Consider the following 14,091-nt stretch of genomic DNA (forward strand, 5'->3'; position numbering starts at 1 on the left):
AATGCAAGGACGGGAAAAATCGGCGGGAAATGCGACAGGCTGCAAACCGGGCGGTGCAGCCTGCTGATTTGAGCAATGGATGCAGGGCTTTTAGGCCGGGCATCCTCATCTTAATGTCATTTCAATACATCACGACAGAGCGGATTGATTCCCCGCTCTTCATCAAGTCAAAGCCCTTGTTGATGTCTTCCAGCGCCAGCTTGTGCGTGATGAGGTCATCAATGTTGAGCTTGCCTTCCATGTACCAGTCGACAATCTTCGGTACATCGGTACGTCCGCGCGCGCCGCCGAAAGCGGAACCTTTCCACACGCGGCCCGTCACCAGCTGGAATGGACGGGTCGAAATTTCCTGGCCCGCTGCCGCCACGCCGATGATGATGGACTGGCCCCAGCCCTTATGGCAGCACTCCAGCGCCTGGCGCATGGTAGTGGTGTTGCCGATGCATTCAAAACTGTAATCCGCGCCGCCATCCGTCAGCTGGATAACGGCGTCAACGACGTTTTCCACCTGGGTCGGGTTGATAAAGTGCGTCATGCCGAACTTGCGGGCGATGGCTTCGCGCTCGGGGTTCAAGTCGATACCGATGATCTTGTCGGCGCCCACCATTTTCGCGGCCTGGATCACGTTCAAGCCGATGCCGCCCAAACCAAACACGACGACATTGGCGCCCGCTTCCACTTTCGCCGTAAACAGCACGGCGCCCACGCCGGTCGTCACGCCGCAACCGATGTAGCAAACTTTATCGAATGGCGCGTCGGAACGGATTTTCGCCAGCGCGATTTCCGGCACCACGACGTAATTCGAAAACGTCGACGTGCCCATGTAATGGAAAATCGGTTTGCCATCGATGGAAAAGCGGCTGCTGCCGTCCGGCATCAATCCCTTGCCCTGGGTGGCGCGGATCGACTGGCACAGATTGGTTTTCTGCGACAGGCAGAATTTGCACTGGCGGCATTCCGGCGTGTACAGCGGGATGACGTGATCATCCTTTTTCAGGGTTTTCACGCCAGGACCCACATCCACCACGACGCCCGCTCCTTCGTGTCCAAGGATGGCGGGGAAGATACCCTCAGGATCGGCGCCGGACAGCGTGTAATAGTCCGTGTGGCAAATGCCGGTCGCCTTGATCTCGACCAGCACTTCCCCTTCACGCGGCCCGCTCAGCTCCACCTCTTCGATAGTGAGCGGGGCTCCTGCTTTCCACGCTACGGCGGCTTTGGTTTTCATAACAGTTCCTGATGTGGTTTTGGAAGGCCCACATCTTATCAAGGAACTATTACTCGTGACACGCCATCGACGCCGTAAAGCCAAAACCCCCGGGCAGCTTTTGGCGGCTGGCCCACAACTGGCGCACCTGCGATGCCAGGCGCAATGGTTCCAGCGGTTTTGCAATGATGCCGATCGCACCGGCCGCCACATATTGCGCCACGTCGGCCGCCGCTGCCAGCCCGGTGACGAACATGGCCGGCGTATCGCGCAAGTGCGGGATGCGCCGCAAGTGTTCCAACGTCACCAGGCTGTCATGGTTGCACGACGCCACGTCCAGCAAGATCAAGTCAGGGAAGAAATCCGCCGCATCCAGGATGCCGCTGCGGCTGGAATCGCAATCGCACACGTGGAAGCGGCCAATGACTTCCAGCGCCATCTTGGTCACGCAACGCAATTGCGGGTTGTCTTCCACGTACAGGATGTTGTTCAAGTCAGCTAATTTCATATTGGCAACTCCTGCAGCGATGCGGCCGTCAGTCCCAGCATGTGGGAAACCGTGCGCCACAACTGGCGTGGCGACGTCCACGGTTTAGGCAGGAATGCATGCGCCGGCGTGCGCAAGCCCGGGTGGCGTGCCGAATACAGCAAGACTGGCGGCGCTGCCGTGCGGCGGGCCAGCTTGTGCAGCAAATCCACGCCATCGCCATCCGGCAAATCCGGGTCCAGCACCACCAAAGAAAATTCTGTTTCATTAATGGCGCGCACAGCTTCGGCCAGGCTGGCGGCATGGTGAACCTGGGTTTCCGGCACCAGCAGGGTAGCCAGCACCAGTGCAGCGTCGCCATCGCCGTCGACATGCAGCACGCGCGGCACCTCGCGGCACGCTGCCGTGACTTCGTGGTACGCCTCGCAGTGAATTACAGGTGTATCTTTCATCGTCATCTCCGCCCGCAGCCCGCTGGCTGCGGCATAGGCTGGGTTGAAGCATGCCTGACAGACGCGCAGAAACACTGGCGGTAAATAGTCAGGGATGCAGGATCGGCGGAGTTGGGCCGGGGAAGAACAGATGCGGCCGCAGGGGACAGGCAGCCACAATGGGATGCGGGGACGGGTCGAGGCCCCCGCTGAATGACTTACAGTTTAGCGCAAATCAATGCAATGTTGCGCGAAATTATTTCCTATCGTACTGATTGTCTTTTTCTAACGACTCAACGCGGCTTTGTCCGGCTACTTTTTCAACCGCGCATTGAACGAAGAATGCAGGCTGTTCAGCATTTCCTCTGCGGACAACAGTTGATCGGCAATTTCATTGATCTTGCGGCGGCTGGAACGGGCATGGTCGCGCAACACTTCAAATGCCGTATTGCGGTCCGTTTGGAACTTGCACATCAACAGCCCCACGGCCAAACTGGTTTCCCGGCCCGCTGCCAGCGCGGCATTCAAATTCATTTCCGTACGGCGCAGCTGGCGGATTTCATCGGCACGCGCAAGGCTGGCGCGGAAGGCCGGCATCAAGTGCTGTTCATCGACCGGTTTGACGACAAAGCCGACTGCGCCATGGGCTGCCGCTTCCTTGGCCGCGTCATTGTCGCCGCGGCCGGACAGGAACATGAAAGGAACGGATGTATTGCGGTTCAACTGCTTGGCCAGCTCCAGGCCGGACATGCCTGGCATATGAATATCGAGCAGCGCCAGGTCAGGCTCGCGCTCGGCAATGAGCTTCAGCGCTTCATCGGCGCCATACGCCTGCATCGTGTCATAGCCTGCATGGCGCAGGATTTCACTGATGAATTCAGCGAGCAATTTATCGTCATCAACAACGAGGATCAGGCGCTTGGCCGGGGCTTGTGCAGTCATGGTCGGCAACCTTTATCTAGAAGAGCGCAGGCGCCTGTGGCGCCTGTCAGGATGCCCCATTATAGAGAAATCAAGCTGCCTGTGCGTGAATTCCTTGCTTCTCAAACAAGAGATTGAACGCCCGTACTGCCGCCGCCGGATCTGGCGCCTGGTAGACGCTGGTAATGGCGGCCACCATGTGCGCGCCGCGCGCCACCAGCGGCGCGGCATTTTCCGGCGTCATGCCGCCAATCACGCAGTTTGGCAAACGCACTTGCGCCAGCGCGTCATCGATAATCGAGGGCTGCGTGGTCACGGCATATTTCTTCACCAGCGAAGGATAGAATCCGCCGAACGCCACGTAGCTGGCGCCTGCCGCTTGCGCATGCAGCGCCAGCTGCAAGTCGCCATAGCACGAGGCGCCGATAATCTTGTCCGGCCCCAGCAACGCGCGCACTTGCGCCACGTGGGTATCGGTGCCGCCCACGTGCACGCCATCGGCGTCGAGCTGCAGCGCCAGGTCAACGTGGTCATTGATAATGAATGGCACGCGGTAGCGGCGGCACAGCTCTTGCAGCGCCGTGGCCTGCTCGATGCGCAAATCCACGCCCGCGTCTTTATGGCGGTATTGCAGCACACCGGCGCCCGCCGACAATGCTTTTTCCGTCACGGACAGCAGCTTGACGGTGTCATCCCAGTTCGGGGTGACCAAATAGAGTCCTTGCATCGTGACTTCCTTTCAACGTTGAGGAATGAGCTGGCCCGGCGCAATGGCATACGCGGCAGCCAGCGTGCGGTGCGTGTACCCTTGTGCACGTACCAGCGCCTGCGCCACTGGATAGCCATACGCCAGCAAGCCGGCAATGGTGGACGCCAAGGTGCAGCCGCTGCCATGGAATTCTCCGGGCAAGCGCTGCCAGCTCCAGCTCTGGCCTTGCACATGGTTGAACCAGCGGTTGATGATGGTGTCGCCCAGGCCATGGCCGCCCGTGATCAGCACGTGCTTGCAGCCCTTGTCCAGCAATAGCTGCGCGTGCTCACGCGCGCCGGCATGGTCGGGCGCCAGTTCAGCCGCGCCCACCAGTGCAGCCGCTTCTACGCCGTTGGGCGTGATCATCGTTGCCAGCGGCAGCAGCGGCGCCAGCGCTTCCACGGCATCGTCTCGCGACAGCAGATCGCCATGCCCGCTGGCCAGGACCGGATCCAGCACCACAGGCAAATCCGGGTACGTGGTGCGCAATTCGGAAATCACCTGGGCAATCGCCAGCGCATTGGCGGCGCTGCCCGTGATGCCGATCTTGACGGCGCGGATGGCGACTTTCGCCGCCAGCGCCCTCGCCTGTTTCAATACCATGTCCGGCTCCACCGGCTGCACGGCGTACACGCGGTTATTGTCTTGCACGGTCAACGCCGTAATGACAGGCAGCGCGTGCGCGCTTTGCGCATGGATGGCCAAAATATCGGCAGCAATGCCGGCGCCGCCCGATGGGTCGGCGCCGGCAAATACCAGCACGCAGGGTTGGCGGGCTTCGGATGTCATACCATTCGTCCTGCCATCGGCGACGATGGCGACGCGGCGAATTTGCGGGCAATACGGCCTGCCAGGAACGCTTCGCGGCCGGCCTGCACGCCCAGCTTCATGGCGCGCGCCATGCGGACCGGGTCCTGTGCGCCGGCAATCGCCGTGTTCATCAAGACACCGTCGCAGCCCAGTTCCATTGCAATCGCGGCATCGGACGCGGTACCGACACCGGCATCGACCAGCACCGGCACTTTTGATTGCTCGATGATCAGCGACAGGTTCCACGGGTTCAAGATACCCATGCCGGAACCAATCAGCGATGCCAGCGGCATCACGGCGGCCACGCCGATATCTTCCAGCATGCGCGCCTGGATCGGGTCGTCGCTGCAATACACCATGACGTCGAAACCGTCTTTCACCAGTTCTTTGGCTGCGATCAGGGTTTCCGGCATGTTGGGGAACAGCGTCTTTTCATCGCCCAGCACTTCCAGCTTCACCAGTTGATGGCCATTCAACAGTTCGCGGGCCATTTGCAGCGTGTAGACGGCATCTTTCGCGTTGTAGCAGCCGGCCGTATTGGGCAGGATCGTGAATTCCGATGGCGGTACGACGTCCAGCAGGCTGGGGGCGTTCGGGTCCTGGCCAATGTTCACGCGGCGGATGGCAACCGTGATGATGTCGGCTTCCGCCGCCAGCGTGGCCTCGCGGGTTTGCTGCAAGTCTTTGTATTTGCCGCTGCCGACCAGCAGGCGGGATTTGTAGGTTTTGCCTGCGATGGTGAGCAGGTCTTCGTTTTGGTCACGCATTTAGAAATTCTCCAAGTCTCGTAGGGCGGGTTCGACGAACCCGCCCTACGTTTAGCCGCCGCCTATTGCGCGCACGATGTCCACTTTGTCTTGCGCCTGCAGCGTACGCCCAGGCCAGCCCTGGCGCGGCACCACGGTGCGGTTGACAGCCAGCGCCAGCGCCTGGTGCGCGATGCCCAGTTCTTCCACCAGCGCCTGCAACGTCTGCGCCGGCGGCACGGTACGGGCTTCGCCGTTGAGTTCAATCTGAATCATCGCTGCACCATCAAGCCTTGCTGTACAGCTGCGAGCCGCCTTTGACGAATTCAATCGCCTTTTCCTGCATGCCCGACGCCGCGTATTCGCGCACGTCTTGCGTGATCTTCATCGAGCAGAAATGCGGGCCGCACATCGAGCAGAAGTGCGCAACTTTGGCGGAATCTTTCGGCAACGTCTCGTCGTGGAACGAGCGGGCCTTGTCCGGGTCCAGGCCCAGGTTGAACTGGTCTTCCCAGCGGAATTCAAAGCGTGCTTTCGACAGCGCGTTGTCGCGGATTTGCGCGCCCGGATGGCCTTTGGCCAGGTCGGCAGCGTGGGCTGCGATCTTGTACGTGATGATGCCTTCCTTGACGTCATCCTTGTTCGGCAAGCCCAGGTGCTCTTTCGGCGTCACGTAGCACAGCATCGCGCAGCCATACCAGCCGATTTGCGCCGCGCCGATACCGGACGTGATGTGGTCATAGCCAGGTGCAATGTCGGTGGTCAGCGGGCCCAGCGTGTAGAACGGCGCTTCGCTGCACTGTTCCAGCTGCAGGTCCATGTTTTCCTTGATCATCTGCATCGGCACGTGGCCCGGGCCTTCGATCATCACTTGCACGTCGTGCTTCCACGCGATTTGCGTCAGTTCGCCCAAGGTTTTCAATTCACCCAGTTGCGCTTCATCGTTGGCGTCGTAGACGGAACCCGGACGCAAGCCATCGCCCAGCGAGAACGACACGTCGTACTGCTTCATGATCTGGCAAATGTCTTCGAAGTGCGTGTACAGGAAGTTTTCCTTGTGGTGCGCCAGGCACCATTTCGCCATGATGGAGCCGCCGCGCGACACGATACCCGTCATGCGCTTGGCCGTCATCGGCACGTAGCGCAGCAGCACGCCGGCGTGGATGGTGAAGTAATCGACGCCCTGCTCCGCCTGTTCGATCAAGGTGTCGCGGAAGATTTCCCACGTCAGGTCTTCCGCCTTGCCGTTGACCTTTTCCAGCGCCTGGTAAATCGGCACGGTACCGATCGGCACCGGGCTGTTACGGATGATCCATTCGCGGGTTTCGTGTATGTGCTTGCCGGTCGACAGGTCCATCACCGTGTCGCCGCCCCAGCGGATCGCCCACGTCATTTTCTCGACTTCTTCGCTGATCGACGACGTGACGGCGGAATTGCCGATATTGCCGTTGATCTTCACGAGGAAGTTGCGGCCAATGATCATCGGCTCAATTTCCGGGTGGTTGATGTTGGCCGGAATGATCGCGCGGCCACGGGCGATTTCATCGCGCACGAATTCCGGCGTGATCTCCGCCTGGATATTGGCGCCATAATTGAAGCCAGGATGCTGGCGGCCCATCATGTCGGCCATGCGCTCGCCCAGCGGACCGGCAGCCCGCAGCTCGGCCAGGTATTCCTTGCGGCGCATGTTTTCGCGGATCGCCACGAATTCCATTTCCGGCGTCACGATGCCTTTGCGGGCATAGTGCATTTGCGACACGTTGGCGCCCGGCTTGGCGCGGCGCGGCTTGCGGGTCAGGTTGAAACGCAGTTCCGCCAGCTTTTCATCTTCCAGCCGTTCCTTGCCATAGTCCGACGTCGGGCCGTCCAGTTCTTCCGTGTCGTCGCGTTCCAGGATCCACGGCGCACGCGGGGTCGGCAGGCCGGAACGGATATCGATTTTTGCATGCGGGTCGGTGTACACGCCGGACGTGTCATATACATAGATCGGCGGGTTTTTTTCGTGGCCAAACGACGCGGACGTGTCGGATTGCGAAATTTCGCGCATCGGCACCTGAATGTCCGGGCGGCTGCCCTGGACATAAATCTTGCGGGAATTCGGCAGTGGTGCGACGGCGGCGCTGTCCACTTCAGCGGTGGCGGACAGGAATTTGGCGTTGGCGTTCATTTGGCTCCTTCGTTAGCTCTACAGGAGCCAGCAAAGGAGATTGGGCGGAATTCACCGTCCGCATGAATGGACTGGTGGAGTGAGCCTAAAGCTTCCCTTCGCTGGCATTATCCAGATCAGGTTCGGAGGGTATTTCTCACCCGCTGCCGCGCACAAATGTGCACGGCGCAGGACCCCTAGCGTTTGCCGCGCAAAGTGCGCGAGCGGGCCGATTATACATGGCCCGCCCGTGCGCGGCACATATTAATTACAAGCTAACGATTATGGCGTTTGCGGCTTATAGGTGACGTTCAGCGTATAGGTCGATGCGGTGTACCCGTTCAACAACACATACATGTCGCCATTGGCCGTCACGTTGATCGAGCACGATTCCGTCGCGGTGGAGCCGTCGGATTTGCAGTCATACGTGGTGGTGGTCGGCGCCGTGGTCTTGCGCGCATACAGGTCGACGTCGCCGGTACCGGTGGTCGATGCCTTGAACGTGCCCAGCGTGGCCTTGAACGGGCCGAAGGTTTTCTTCTGGCCCGACGTCAGCGAACCCGAGAAGGTTTCCACCTTGTCAGGAATCGCCGTGCCGGGGCCGTCGCTGCCCAGCTCCATGGCAAAGGTCAGGCCCAGGCGCGCGAATTTCAGTGCGTGGTCAGCCTGGCTGCCCATGTTGGCGTACGTATCGTTGGCCGTATGGATGTATGGGTTATCTTGCGTGAACGACGTTTCAAACGGCATCGACGACCAGTAGCCCTGCCCCGTCCACGACGCGTGGTCTGAGCAGCCATAGCCGCACTTGTCGTAGCCGATGGTCAAGGTTGGCTGGTACGTCTGGATCAGTTTCACGACGAAGTCGTTTTGCGCACTGTCCGTATAGTCGGTGTACATGTAGATGTCATTGGCCGACCCTTTGTAGTTGGTCATGTCCAGCTGCATGACACCCACCACATTGACGCTGTTATTCTTGTGCCACGTGGCGATGTCCTGCGAGCCGCGCAAGCCCACTTCTTCCGCCGCATAGCCCATGAACTTGATGGTGCGGCGCGGCTTGTAGTTGGCAGCCAGCATCACGCGTAGTGCTTCCGTCAGGCTGGCGACACCGGACGCATCGTCATCGGCGCCTGGCGCACGCGTGGTTTCCGTGGTGCCGTTGGTGTTGATGGAATCCAGGTGGGCGCCCAGCACCACGACTTCGGAAGCGTTGTCCGTGCCATTGATGGTGAGGATCACGGATTTTTGCGGATAGCCGGTGTGGGTGAATTGCGTGACCGTGATGTCGCTGCGGCCCGCCGCCATCGTCGTCCACTTATTCTTCAGCCAGTCCGACGCATTCACGCCAGCCGTCGTCGTGTAATAGCGGTTGGTGAACGCCGACATGTCGGTGATGGTCTGTGCGATATTCGATGCCTGCAACTGCGGCACCAGCGGCGTGATGGCGCTCTGGTTGTCGAGCGCATACGATGGCCGGACCAGTACCGGCGCCAGCGTGGCGTTTTGCGTCTTTGGCGACAAGGTGGCCAAGCCTTCCGCTTCGCTCCGGTGCATCATGAAGCCGCCGCAGCGCTTCAATTCATTGTGCACGGCAGCCGACAGTTTCAGCATTTGCTGTTCGTCGACTTCGACCAGGTGTACTTTCTCTTGCGCCGTCAGCGAACGGCTTTCACGCGCAATGGCTTGCGGCGCGGCTTTCTTCAACTGCGCGTAGGCGGCATCGCCTACGGTGATCCAGAAGGTCTTTTGCTGGGCCTGTGCGGCGCCTGCCGCGCCAGCCAGCAAGCTTGCAGCCAACAACGTGGTGAAGCGAACTGCCATGTCTGTCTCCTTGGTTGTCTCAGTACCGGTTGTACGAGCAGCCAAAGGTAGACAGATGCGGCAGGCGAGTCAAAAAAATTGCAAAAATAGACACACAATTAAAATATGTTATAGGTTTAACAGTGGGAGTACCTCATGCCAATATTCCCTCTATCGCCGCCTGATTCAAATTAAGGTTGATGTTGACGGCTATTTCCGATATCCCTCCGAAGGGCATGGTTCATCCTCCTTGAAGTAGGGAGCAATGTATTCTCCGTATAGGGTATGTACATTACCTTTAGAAGTAATTGAAACAGCTCGCCGTATATTACAATCAGCTTGCAATGCACGTTTCGCCAGAGCATTGAGATCTTCCGTTGTTTGCTGGTGGCTAGTCGTTATTTTCTTCAATGCATCTTGTATTGCCTTTAAGTCCATCTCCGTAGACCATTTGATTCCCGACATAGTATTGCTAAATACCGTGGCTGCTGCGGAAAGGGTTTCACTGGACTGCTTCAATTGCCGGGTCTCCGTAACAAGGTTATCGGTAGCCGACTTTAGAGAAGAAGCATAAGTTTCCCACGCTGCCCCCGGCTCTAACTTCACCGGACTCAGAGGTATCGGCTCGTCCAACTTTACAGTCAATGGCGATGGCATTGTCACGTGTTCGTCTCCGCGCCAAATACGGTTATCTTGCTGATTATTAATATTTTTCTGATTCGATGCCTGTGGCGCCACGATTTCAGCGTGGCGCACGGTGTTTCCACCGCCACCGCCATTGCCCGCCAGTGCGGCCCCTACCGACGCGGCCCCCACCAGCGTAGCCGCCCCCACAGCCAGTGCTGGCAACGTCCCCTTTTCTTTTAAAGCCGAGAAAATCTCACCGAAGCTCTTCCCACCTTCAACCGATATTTTCATGCACTTAGCCAAGGTATACATCAGATATAAGCCACAGTATGAAAAGGCCACAACCAAGCCAATGATGATCGCCTTATAGAGGTAGTAGATTGATGACTTTTCATCCACAAATGTTTCCACAAAGCCGTGCTTAGGGGGAGGATTCGCGTTACCTGAGTCCTGCTTTTTCTCCGACGTCATCGCGGCGTTGTGGAGTTTAGCCAAGGCCGGCGGTTTCTCGGACTCCTTCGGTGCATCTTCATCCAGCTTGTCGATGTGCGCTATCACGGCATCGATATCCGGTGTTAACGACACATGTAATTTATTGATTGCAACCTTTGCCTTGTCTAAGCGATCTAGTTTCTCACGAAATAACTTCTCCCGCTCCGATTCCGGGAGTGCAGGAGTCTTTTTCGCCCCGCCTGCAGGCTTCTCTCTATCAGGATCGCTTTTAACGTCGGCAAACTCTAGCCACGCGTCCGTCTCTTGACGCTTCAACTCCAATGAACTCTCATAGGCTGCCTTGCGCTCACTAATAATATGGGCTAATTCATCCATCGCGATTTGCCGACGCACCTCCAGCCTTTTACTTAACAGTTCAGGCTTGGTGTCGATTCTAAGCTGATCCAATTGCCAAATACAAAGTGCCGCAACTAGCATCATGGCCAATGCAAGTAACGGACTCAACCACTTCCAATATCCCGATGCAAAATCAGGCGGCAGAAGAATGCGCGAAAGCATATTCCCTCCCTTTCTCTGATAGAGAAAAGTAATATACCAAAATGTGAATATTTCAAAAAAGTAAAACCAATCTTAAAAAAACCAACCTGGCTGATCTCTCAGATGAGATAGTCAGAACTATTATCGTCAATTTTCTCGCGAAGATTCTCGCCAATCTTCACACCATGCCTTCTCGTGAACCGAGTAATTGAGGCCGAGGTAGTATGCAGAGTGCGCTGAGTGAGAATGTGTGAGTTTTAATAGGTGTTTGGCGGCGCATACTCATAAGATATTCCAACCGCCGGAGGATATATGGACCCTGCAACGCCAAACACCGATGCAACGGCGCCCCCCTCCTGCCTGCTAGCCGACTGCCGCCTTATGTTGCGATATGCGCGTAGCAACGCCATCGCCATTCCTTCCGAAGTGACAGCGATGATCGCTGCGCTTGATCGCGTACTGATTGCGCTCGGCGAACCACCTGTCGCCGACCTTGATCCAGGCATAGTGGCCCAACTCCGCAAAAGGGATTTGCCAAGTAATGAACTGAACGACATGACGCTCGTGGCAATTAAGCCTCGGGACAGCAGTAGCGGTACAAAGTGGCTGCAACTGGAAGAAGCCATCCTGGAGATACATGAAGAACTGTCTCGCGCAATCGCCCCCACCACTGCGCTCACTTTGCGCGTATCAGAACCGCCCCCTGGGAGACACCGTGCATTCGGCGGTATGCCCATGATGGTGAAAAGCGCGGCAGCGCTTTCGTTCGTATTCGCATTATTGTTCGTAATTACAGCCGCCATTACAGCTAAGCATCAGCTCACAGAAACAACGATTTCTAAGACAGCAACCGTTGGCGGCATACCTCCCGTTGCTGCACACCCCATCCGTCCGGAGAGCAGACAATGAACTACTCTGATTACGTGCCGATGCTAAATATCTTTGCCGGGGCTGGTTTAGGCGCCTCATTTTATATCCTGCTGCGGACCCAGCCCTATCTTGAAAATCGTTCATATGACCCAAAGTACAACGCCGCTTATTTTTCCCGCTTCGTAACCGGGCTGATCGCAGGTGTGATACTCGCGTCGGCATTGCGGCCGGTACTTGTACAATCAGGCGGTACTGTAGCGACGCTAGGTGCTGGCATTCTCGCAATACTCGGTGGCTATTCCGCAGAAGCTGTGGAATTGATTCTGCAACGGCTGGTAGAAGTAATACTCGCCACCATACGTGGTGATGGAAGTGCACAGGTGCAGGCCAAGGCTTCGGCCGCGGAACGGGAGAAACTCGCCAAGGTGGACGACGGTGCCGCGAATGTATTGGCAGCGGACACCCTTGAGCAAGCAAAAGCCGAGGCACGTAAGCTTCGCGATAGCGTACGCCGCGATGTCAAACCGTAGCACCACTTACCTGAAGAGGCATGTCATCCCACAGTTCTAGAAGATGAATGTGACGGGAAGGCGACTTGTCAGTTCAGGTCTTGGCCGGTATGGCTGCAGGAGTTCAGCCGAACAGCATAAACTCCATGCAGCCGTGGATAGCTTCGATCACTTGTGCCTTGTTTCTCGTGCCTTCGCTAAAGTGCGCCACGCCCATCTTTGCTGACATTCCAAATGTCACCCCCACGGTGTGTAATCGCAGCCATGATCGATCTTGCCCACCACCTGCACCTGGTTTTCATGGCTTTCGCTGAAATTCACCAGCACGTTGGCGCGGTCTTCACCGTGGTCCAGCACATCGATCCAGTATTTGAGGCCGGCTTCCTCGCCATCGCGATGCAGCACATTGTTGTACAGGTGTGCAACAAACGATGCGTTCGACGAGTGCTCGCCATACCGCTTGATGAATTCATCGCTGTTGATGAAGTTGCGCGCCAGATCGCGCAGCGTCATGTCGTGGTCCAGCGCCTTGATCCAGTAACCTAGGCCCGGCTTATCGGGATCGCGGTCAAACGCGGCGCAATACATACGCCATGCTTTACCGGCATTGCCGTCAATGTCATACGCCACAGATGCATCCGAGAATTGCAAGCGCTCGACATTCGTCAGCACATCCGTTCCGCCGTCGCCCACCACCGTCAATTGATTGCCCGTCTGCGTCACCGTATATTGCGATTTGGTTCCGCTGAACACGACGGTATCCGTGCCGACGCCACCATCAACGCGGTGGGAGCCGGACAGTATCGTGATGGTGTCGTTGCCGGCGCCTGCCAGCACGTCAAGCTTGCCGCCGCCACCGGCCACGGAAATTTTGTCGTCGCCGGCGCCGGAGGCAATCAAGACCGCATGCGGCAGCACGGCCGGCAAATCCACTTTAATGGTGTCGTCGCCGGACAAGGCGCCATGCACGAGACCCAGCATGTCATCGAGCTGGCCGCTGTTGAACATGACGCCCAGGCCGCTGGCGCGCACATAGCTGCCGTCGCGGAATTCCACATCCAGCGATGTGGCTTTGCCATCGAGCGTTACGTCGGAGACGGGCGGCTTCAGCGAGATATCCGGCCGGCCGGCGCCACCGTCCATCGCATCAGGATGGGCCTCGGCATCCGGATTGCCCGACAAGTTGAAGCGGCCCTCCAGGGTGGCCGACGTGAGGAATTTATCGGCCGCCACCTTCAGCGTGCTGAAGGTGCCATGCAGTTGCCCGTCCGCGCCGACCGTCAAGCGGCCCTCCAGCTCCGCACTGACATTGCCGTACACGGGGTCATAATCGGCCGACGTGGTGGCATATAGCGTATGGATCTTGATCGTGTCCATTGCCGCCGCTGTGGCATCCACGCTGAACGATGGCGCCGTCGTGAAACTGAAGTCGAACTTGCCGGTTGTTTCAATTGCCACCGCACCGGGCGACGTCAACTTCATGCCGGTAGCGCTGGCAACGCCATGCGCGGCATCCAATGCCACGCCGGTATATTCCTGCACCACGCCGTTGGGATACGTAATTTTGACTGTATTGTTGACCAAGGTGGCGGCCGTGAATTTTGCGCTATCGCCGGGCAAGCTTGCAACGGCAGCCTTCATTGCATCCAATGCCGCATCCAGCGCGCCATCGTCATGCGCCAACCCATCCAGCGCAGCGCTGTCCATCACTGCCTGGGAAACCTTGACATCGATCTTAGCCATGTTTGCCTCCGATTATTGTTAGCAGCGGGAGTCGTATTTCCAAAAAGCAAACC

Annotated in this window: 14 protein-coding genes and 1 riboswitch; of the genes, 2 read left to right on the plus strand and 12 right to left on the minus strand. The window is 57.9% G+C overall.

Annotated elements, in window-relative coordinates; genetic code table 11:
* Nucleotides 1-121: 121 nt before the first annotated feature.
* The 11 genes from GM668_RS07755 to GM668_RS07805 form a co-directional block, all read right to left on the minus strand.
* Complete coding sequence (locus tag GM668_RS07755) at nucleotides 122-1,228, minus strand: S-(hydroxymethyl)glutathione dehydrogenase/class III alcohol dehydrogenase (RefSeq protein WP_155438367.1); 1,107 nt, start codon at nucleotides 1,226-1,228, stop codon at nucleotides 122-124.
* 49 nt (nucleotides 1,229-1,277) lie between these two features.
* A complete protein-coding gene (locus GM668_RS07760; RefSeq protein ID WP_155438368.1) occupies nucleotides 1,278-1,715 on the minus strand; it encodes a response regulator in 438 nt (145 codons plus the stop codon).
* Complete coding sequence (locus tag GM668_RS07765; RefSeq protein ID WP_229499031.1) at nucleotides 1,712-2,146, minus strand: response regulator; 435 nt, start codon at nucleotides 2,144-2,146, stop codon at nucleotides 1,712-1,714. The genes GM668_RS07760 and GM668_RS07765 overlap by 4 nt, the downstream gene beginning before the upstream one ends.
* 291 nt (nucleotides 2,147-2,437) lie before the next feature.
* Nucleotides 2,438-3,067, minus strand: a complete 630-nt coding sequence (locus GM668_RS07770; RefSeq protein WP_155438370.1) for an ANTAR domain-containing response regulator — start codon at nucleotides 3,065-3,067, stop codon at nucleotides 2,438-2,440.
* A 70-nt stretch (nucleotides 3,068-3,137) separates the two neighbouring features.
* Complete coding sequence (gene thiE, locus GM668_RS07775; RefSeq protein ID WP_155438371.1) at nucleotides 3,138-3,773, minus strand: thiamine phosphate synthase; 636 nt, start codon at nucleotides 3,771-3,773, stop codon at nucleotides 3,138-3,140.
* Nucleotides 3,774-3,785: 12 nt separating this feature from the next.
* Nucleotides 3,786-4,586 (minus strand): bifunctional hydroxymethylpyrimidine kinase/phosphomethylpyrimidine kinase, encoded by an 801-nt coding sequence (gene thiD, locus GM668_RS07780; protein WP_155438372.1) that lies wholly within the window; start codon nucleotides 4,584-4,586, stop codon nucleotides 3,786-3,788.
* The gene (locus GM668_RS07785) at nucleotides 4,583-5,374 is read right to left on the minus strand and encodes a thiazole synthase (protein ID WP_155438373.1); all 792 of its coding nucleotides are present in this window, start codon (nucleotides 5,372-5,374) and stop codon (nucleotides 4,583-4,585) included. The genes thiD and GM668_RS07785 overlap by 4 nt, the downstream gene beginning before the upstream one ends.
* Before the next feature lie 51 nt (nucleotides 5,375-5,425).
* Nucleotides 5,426-5,629: a sulfur carrier protein ThiS gene (gene thiS / locus GM668_RS07790; RefSeq protein ID WP_155438374.1), complete on the minus strand. Its 204-nt coding sequence runs from the start codon at nucleotides 5,627-5,629 to the stop codon at nucleotides 5,426-5,428.
* 10 nt (nucleotides 5,630-5,639) lie between these two features.
* On the minus strand, nucleotides 5,640-7,520 hold the full coding sequence (gene thiC / locus GM668_RS07795) for a phosphomethylpyrimidine synthase ThiC (RefSeq protein WP_155438375.1): 1,881 nt from the start codon (nucleotides 7,518-7,520) through the stop codon (nucleotides 5,640-5,642).
* Between the two features lie 76 nt (nucleotides 7,521-7,596).
* A riboswitch (TPP riboswitch) is annotated at nucleotides 7,597-7,708 on the minus strand.
* Nucleotides 7,709-7,781: 73 nt separating this feature from the next.
* Nucleotides 7,782-9,320, minus strand: a complete 1,539-nt coding sequence (locus tag GM668_RS07800; RefSeq protein WP_155438376.1) for a M20/M25/M40 family metallo-hydrolase — start codon at nucleotides 9,318-9,320, stop codon at nucleotides 7,782-7,784.
* A gap of 189 nt (nucleotides 9,321-9,509) precedes the next feature.
* Nucleotides 9,510-10,937: a hypothetical protein gene (locus GM668_RS07805; protein ID WP_155438377.1), complete on the minus strand. Its 1,428-nt coding sequence runs from the start codon at nucleotides 10,935-10,937 to the stop codon at nucleotides 9,510-9,512.
* Nucleotides 10,938-11,228: 291 nt separating this feature from the next.
* Here GM668_RS07805 and GM668_RS07810 point away from each other — a divergent pair, with 291 nt between their 5' ends.
* The gene (locus GM668_RS07810; protein WP_155438378.1) at nucleotides 11,229-11,825 is read left to right on the plus strand and encodes a hypothetical protein; all 597 of its coding nucleotides are present in this window, start codon (nucleotides 11,229-11,231) and stop codon (nucleotides 11,823-11,825) included.
* Nucleotides 11,822-12,316 carry a hypothetical protein gene (locus GM668_RS07815; RefSeq protein ID WP_155438379.1) on the plus strand — a complete coding sequence of 165 codons (495 nt, stop codon included), beginning with the start codon at nucleotides 11,822-11,824 and terminating at the stop codon, nucleotides 12,314-12,316. The genes GM668_RS07810 and GM668_RS07815 overlap by 4 nt, the downstream gene beginning before the upstream one ends.
* A 216-nt stretch (nucleotides 12,317-12,532) precedes the next feature.
* On the opposite strand, the gene GM668_RS07820 is transcribed toward GM668_RS07815, so the two are convergent.
* Nucleotides 12,533-14,038: a DUF4214 domain-containing protein gene (locus GM668_RS07820; protein WP_155438380.1), complete on the minus strand. Its 1,506-nt coding sequence runs from the start codon at nucleotides 14,036-14,038 to the stop codon at nucleotides 12,533-12,535.
* Nucleotides 14,039-14,091: the final 53 nt, after the last annotated feature.

It is taken from the genome of Pseudoduganella ginsengisoli (genome assembly GCF_009720865.1).
Taxonomy (GTDB): domain Bacteria; phylum Pseudomonadota; class Gammaproteobacteria; order Burkholderiales; family Burkholderiaceae_D; genus Rugamonas; species Rugamonas ginsengisoli.

Coding starts and splice junctions, on each gene's coding strand:
- GM668_RS07815 (WP_155438379.1), top strand. CDS start 11,822: ATGAACTACTCTGATTACGTGCCGATGCTAAATATCTTTGCCGGGGCT.
- GM668_RS07810 (WP_155438378.1), top strand. CDS start 11,229: ATGGACCCTGCAACGCCAAACACCGATGCAACGGCGCCCCCCTCCTGC.
- thiS (WP_155438374.1), bottom strand. CDS start 5,629: ATGATTCAGATTGAACTCAACGGCGAAGCCCGTACCGTGCCGCCGGCG.
- GM668_RS07800 (WP_155438376.1), bottom strand. CDS start 9,320: ATGGCAGTTCGCTTCACCACGTTGTTGGCTGCAAGCTTGCTGGCTGGC.
- thiD (WP_155438372.1), bottom strand. CDS start 4,586: ATGACATCCGAAGCCCGCCAACCCTGCGTGCTGGTATTTGCCGGCGCC.
- GM668_RS07765 (WP_229499031.1), bottom strand. CDS start 2,146: ATGAAAGATACACCTGTAATTCACTGCGAGGCGTACCACGAAGTCACG.
- thiC (WP_155438375.1), bottom strand. CDS start 7,520: ATGAACGCCAACGCCAAATTCCTGTCCGCCACCGCTGAAGTGGACAGC.
- GM668_RS07755 (WP_155438367.1), bottom strand. CDS start 1,228: ATGAAAACCAAAGCCGCCGTAGCGTGGAAAGCAGGAGCCCCGCTCACT.
- GM668_RS07805 (WP_155438377.1), bottom strand. CDS start 10,937: ATGCTTTCGCGCATTCTTCTGCCGCCTGATTTTGCATCGGGATATTGG.
- GM668_RS07760 (WP_155438368.1), bottom strand. CDS start 1,715: ATGAAATTAGCTGACTTGAACAACATCCTGTACGTGGAAGACAACCCG.
- thiE (WP_155438371.1), bottom strand. CDS start 3,773: ATGCAAGGACTCTATTTGGTCACCCCGAACTGGGATGACACCGTCAAG.
- GM668_RS07820 (WP_155438380.1), bottom strand. CDS start 14,038: ATGGCTAAGATCGATGTCAAGGTTTCCCAGGCAGTGATGGACAGCGCT.
- GM668_RS07785 (WP_155438373.1), bottom strand. CDS start 5,374: ATGCGTGACCAAAACGAAGACCTGCTCACCATCGCAGGCAAAACCTAC.
- GM668_RS07770 (WP_155438370.1), bottom strand. CDS start 3,067: ATGACTGCACAAGCCCCGGCCAAGCGCCTGATCCTCGTTGTTGATGAC.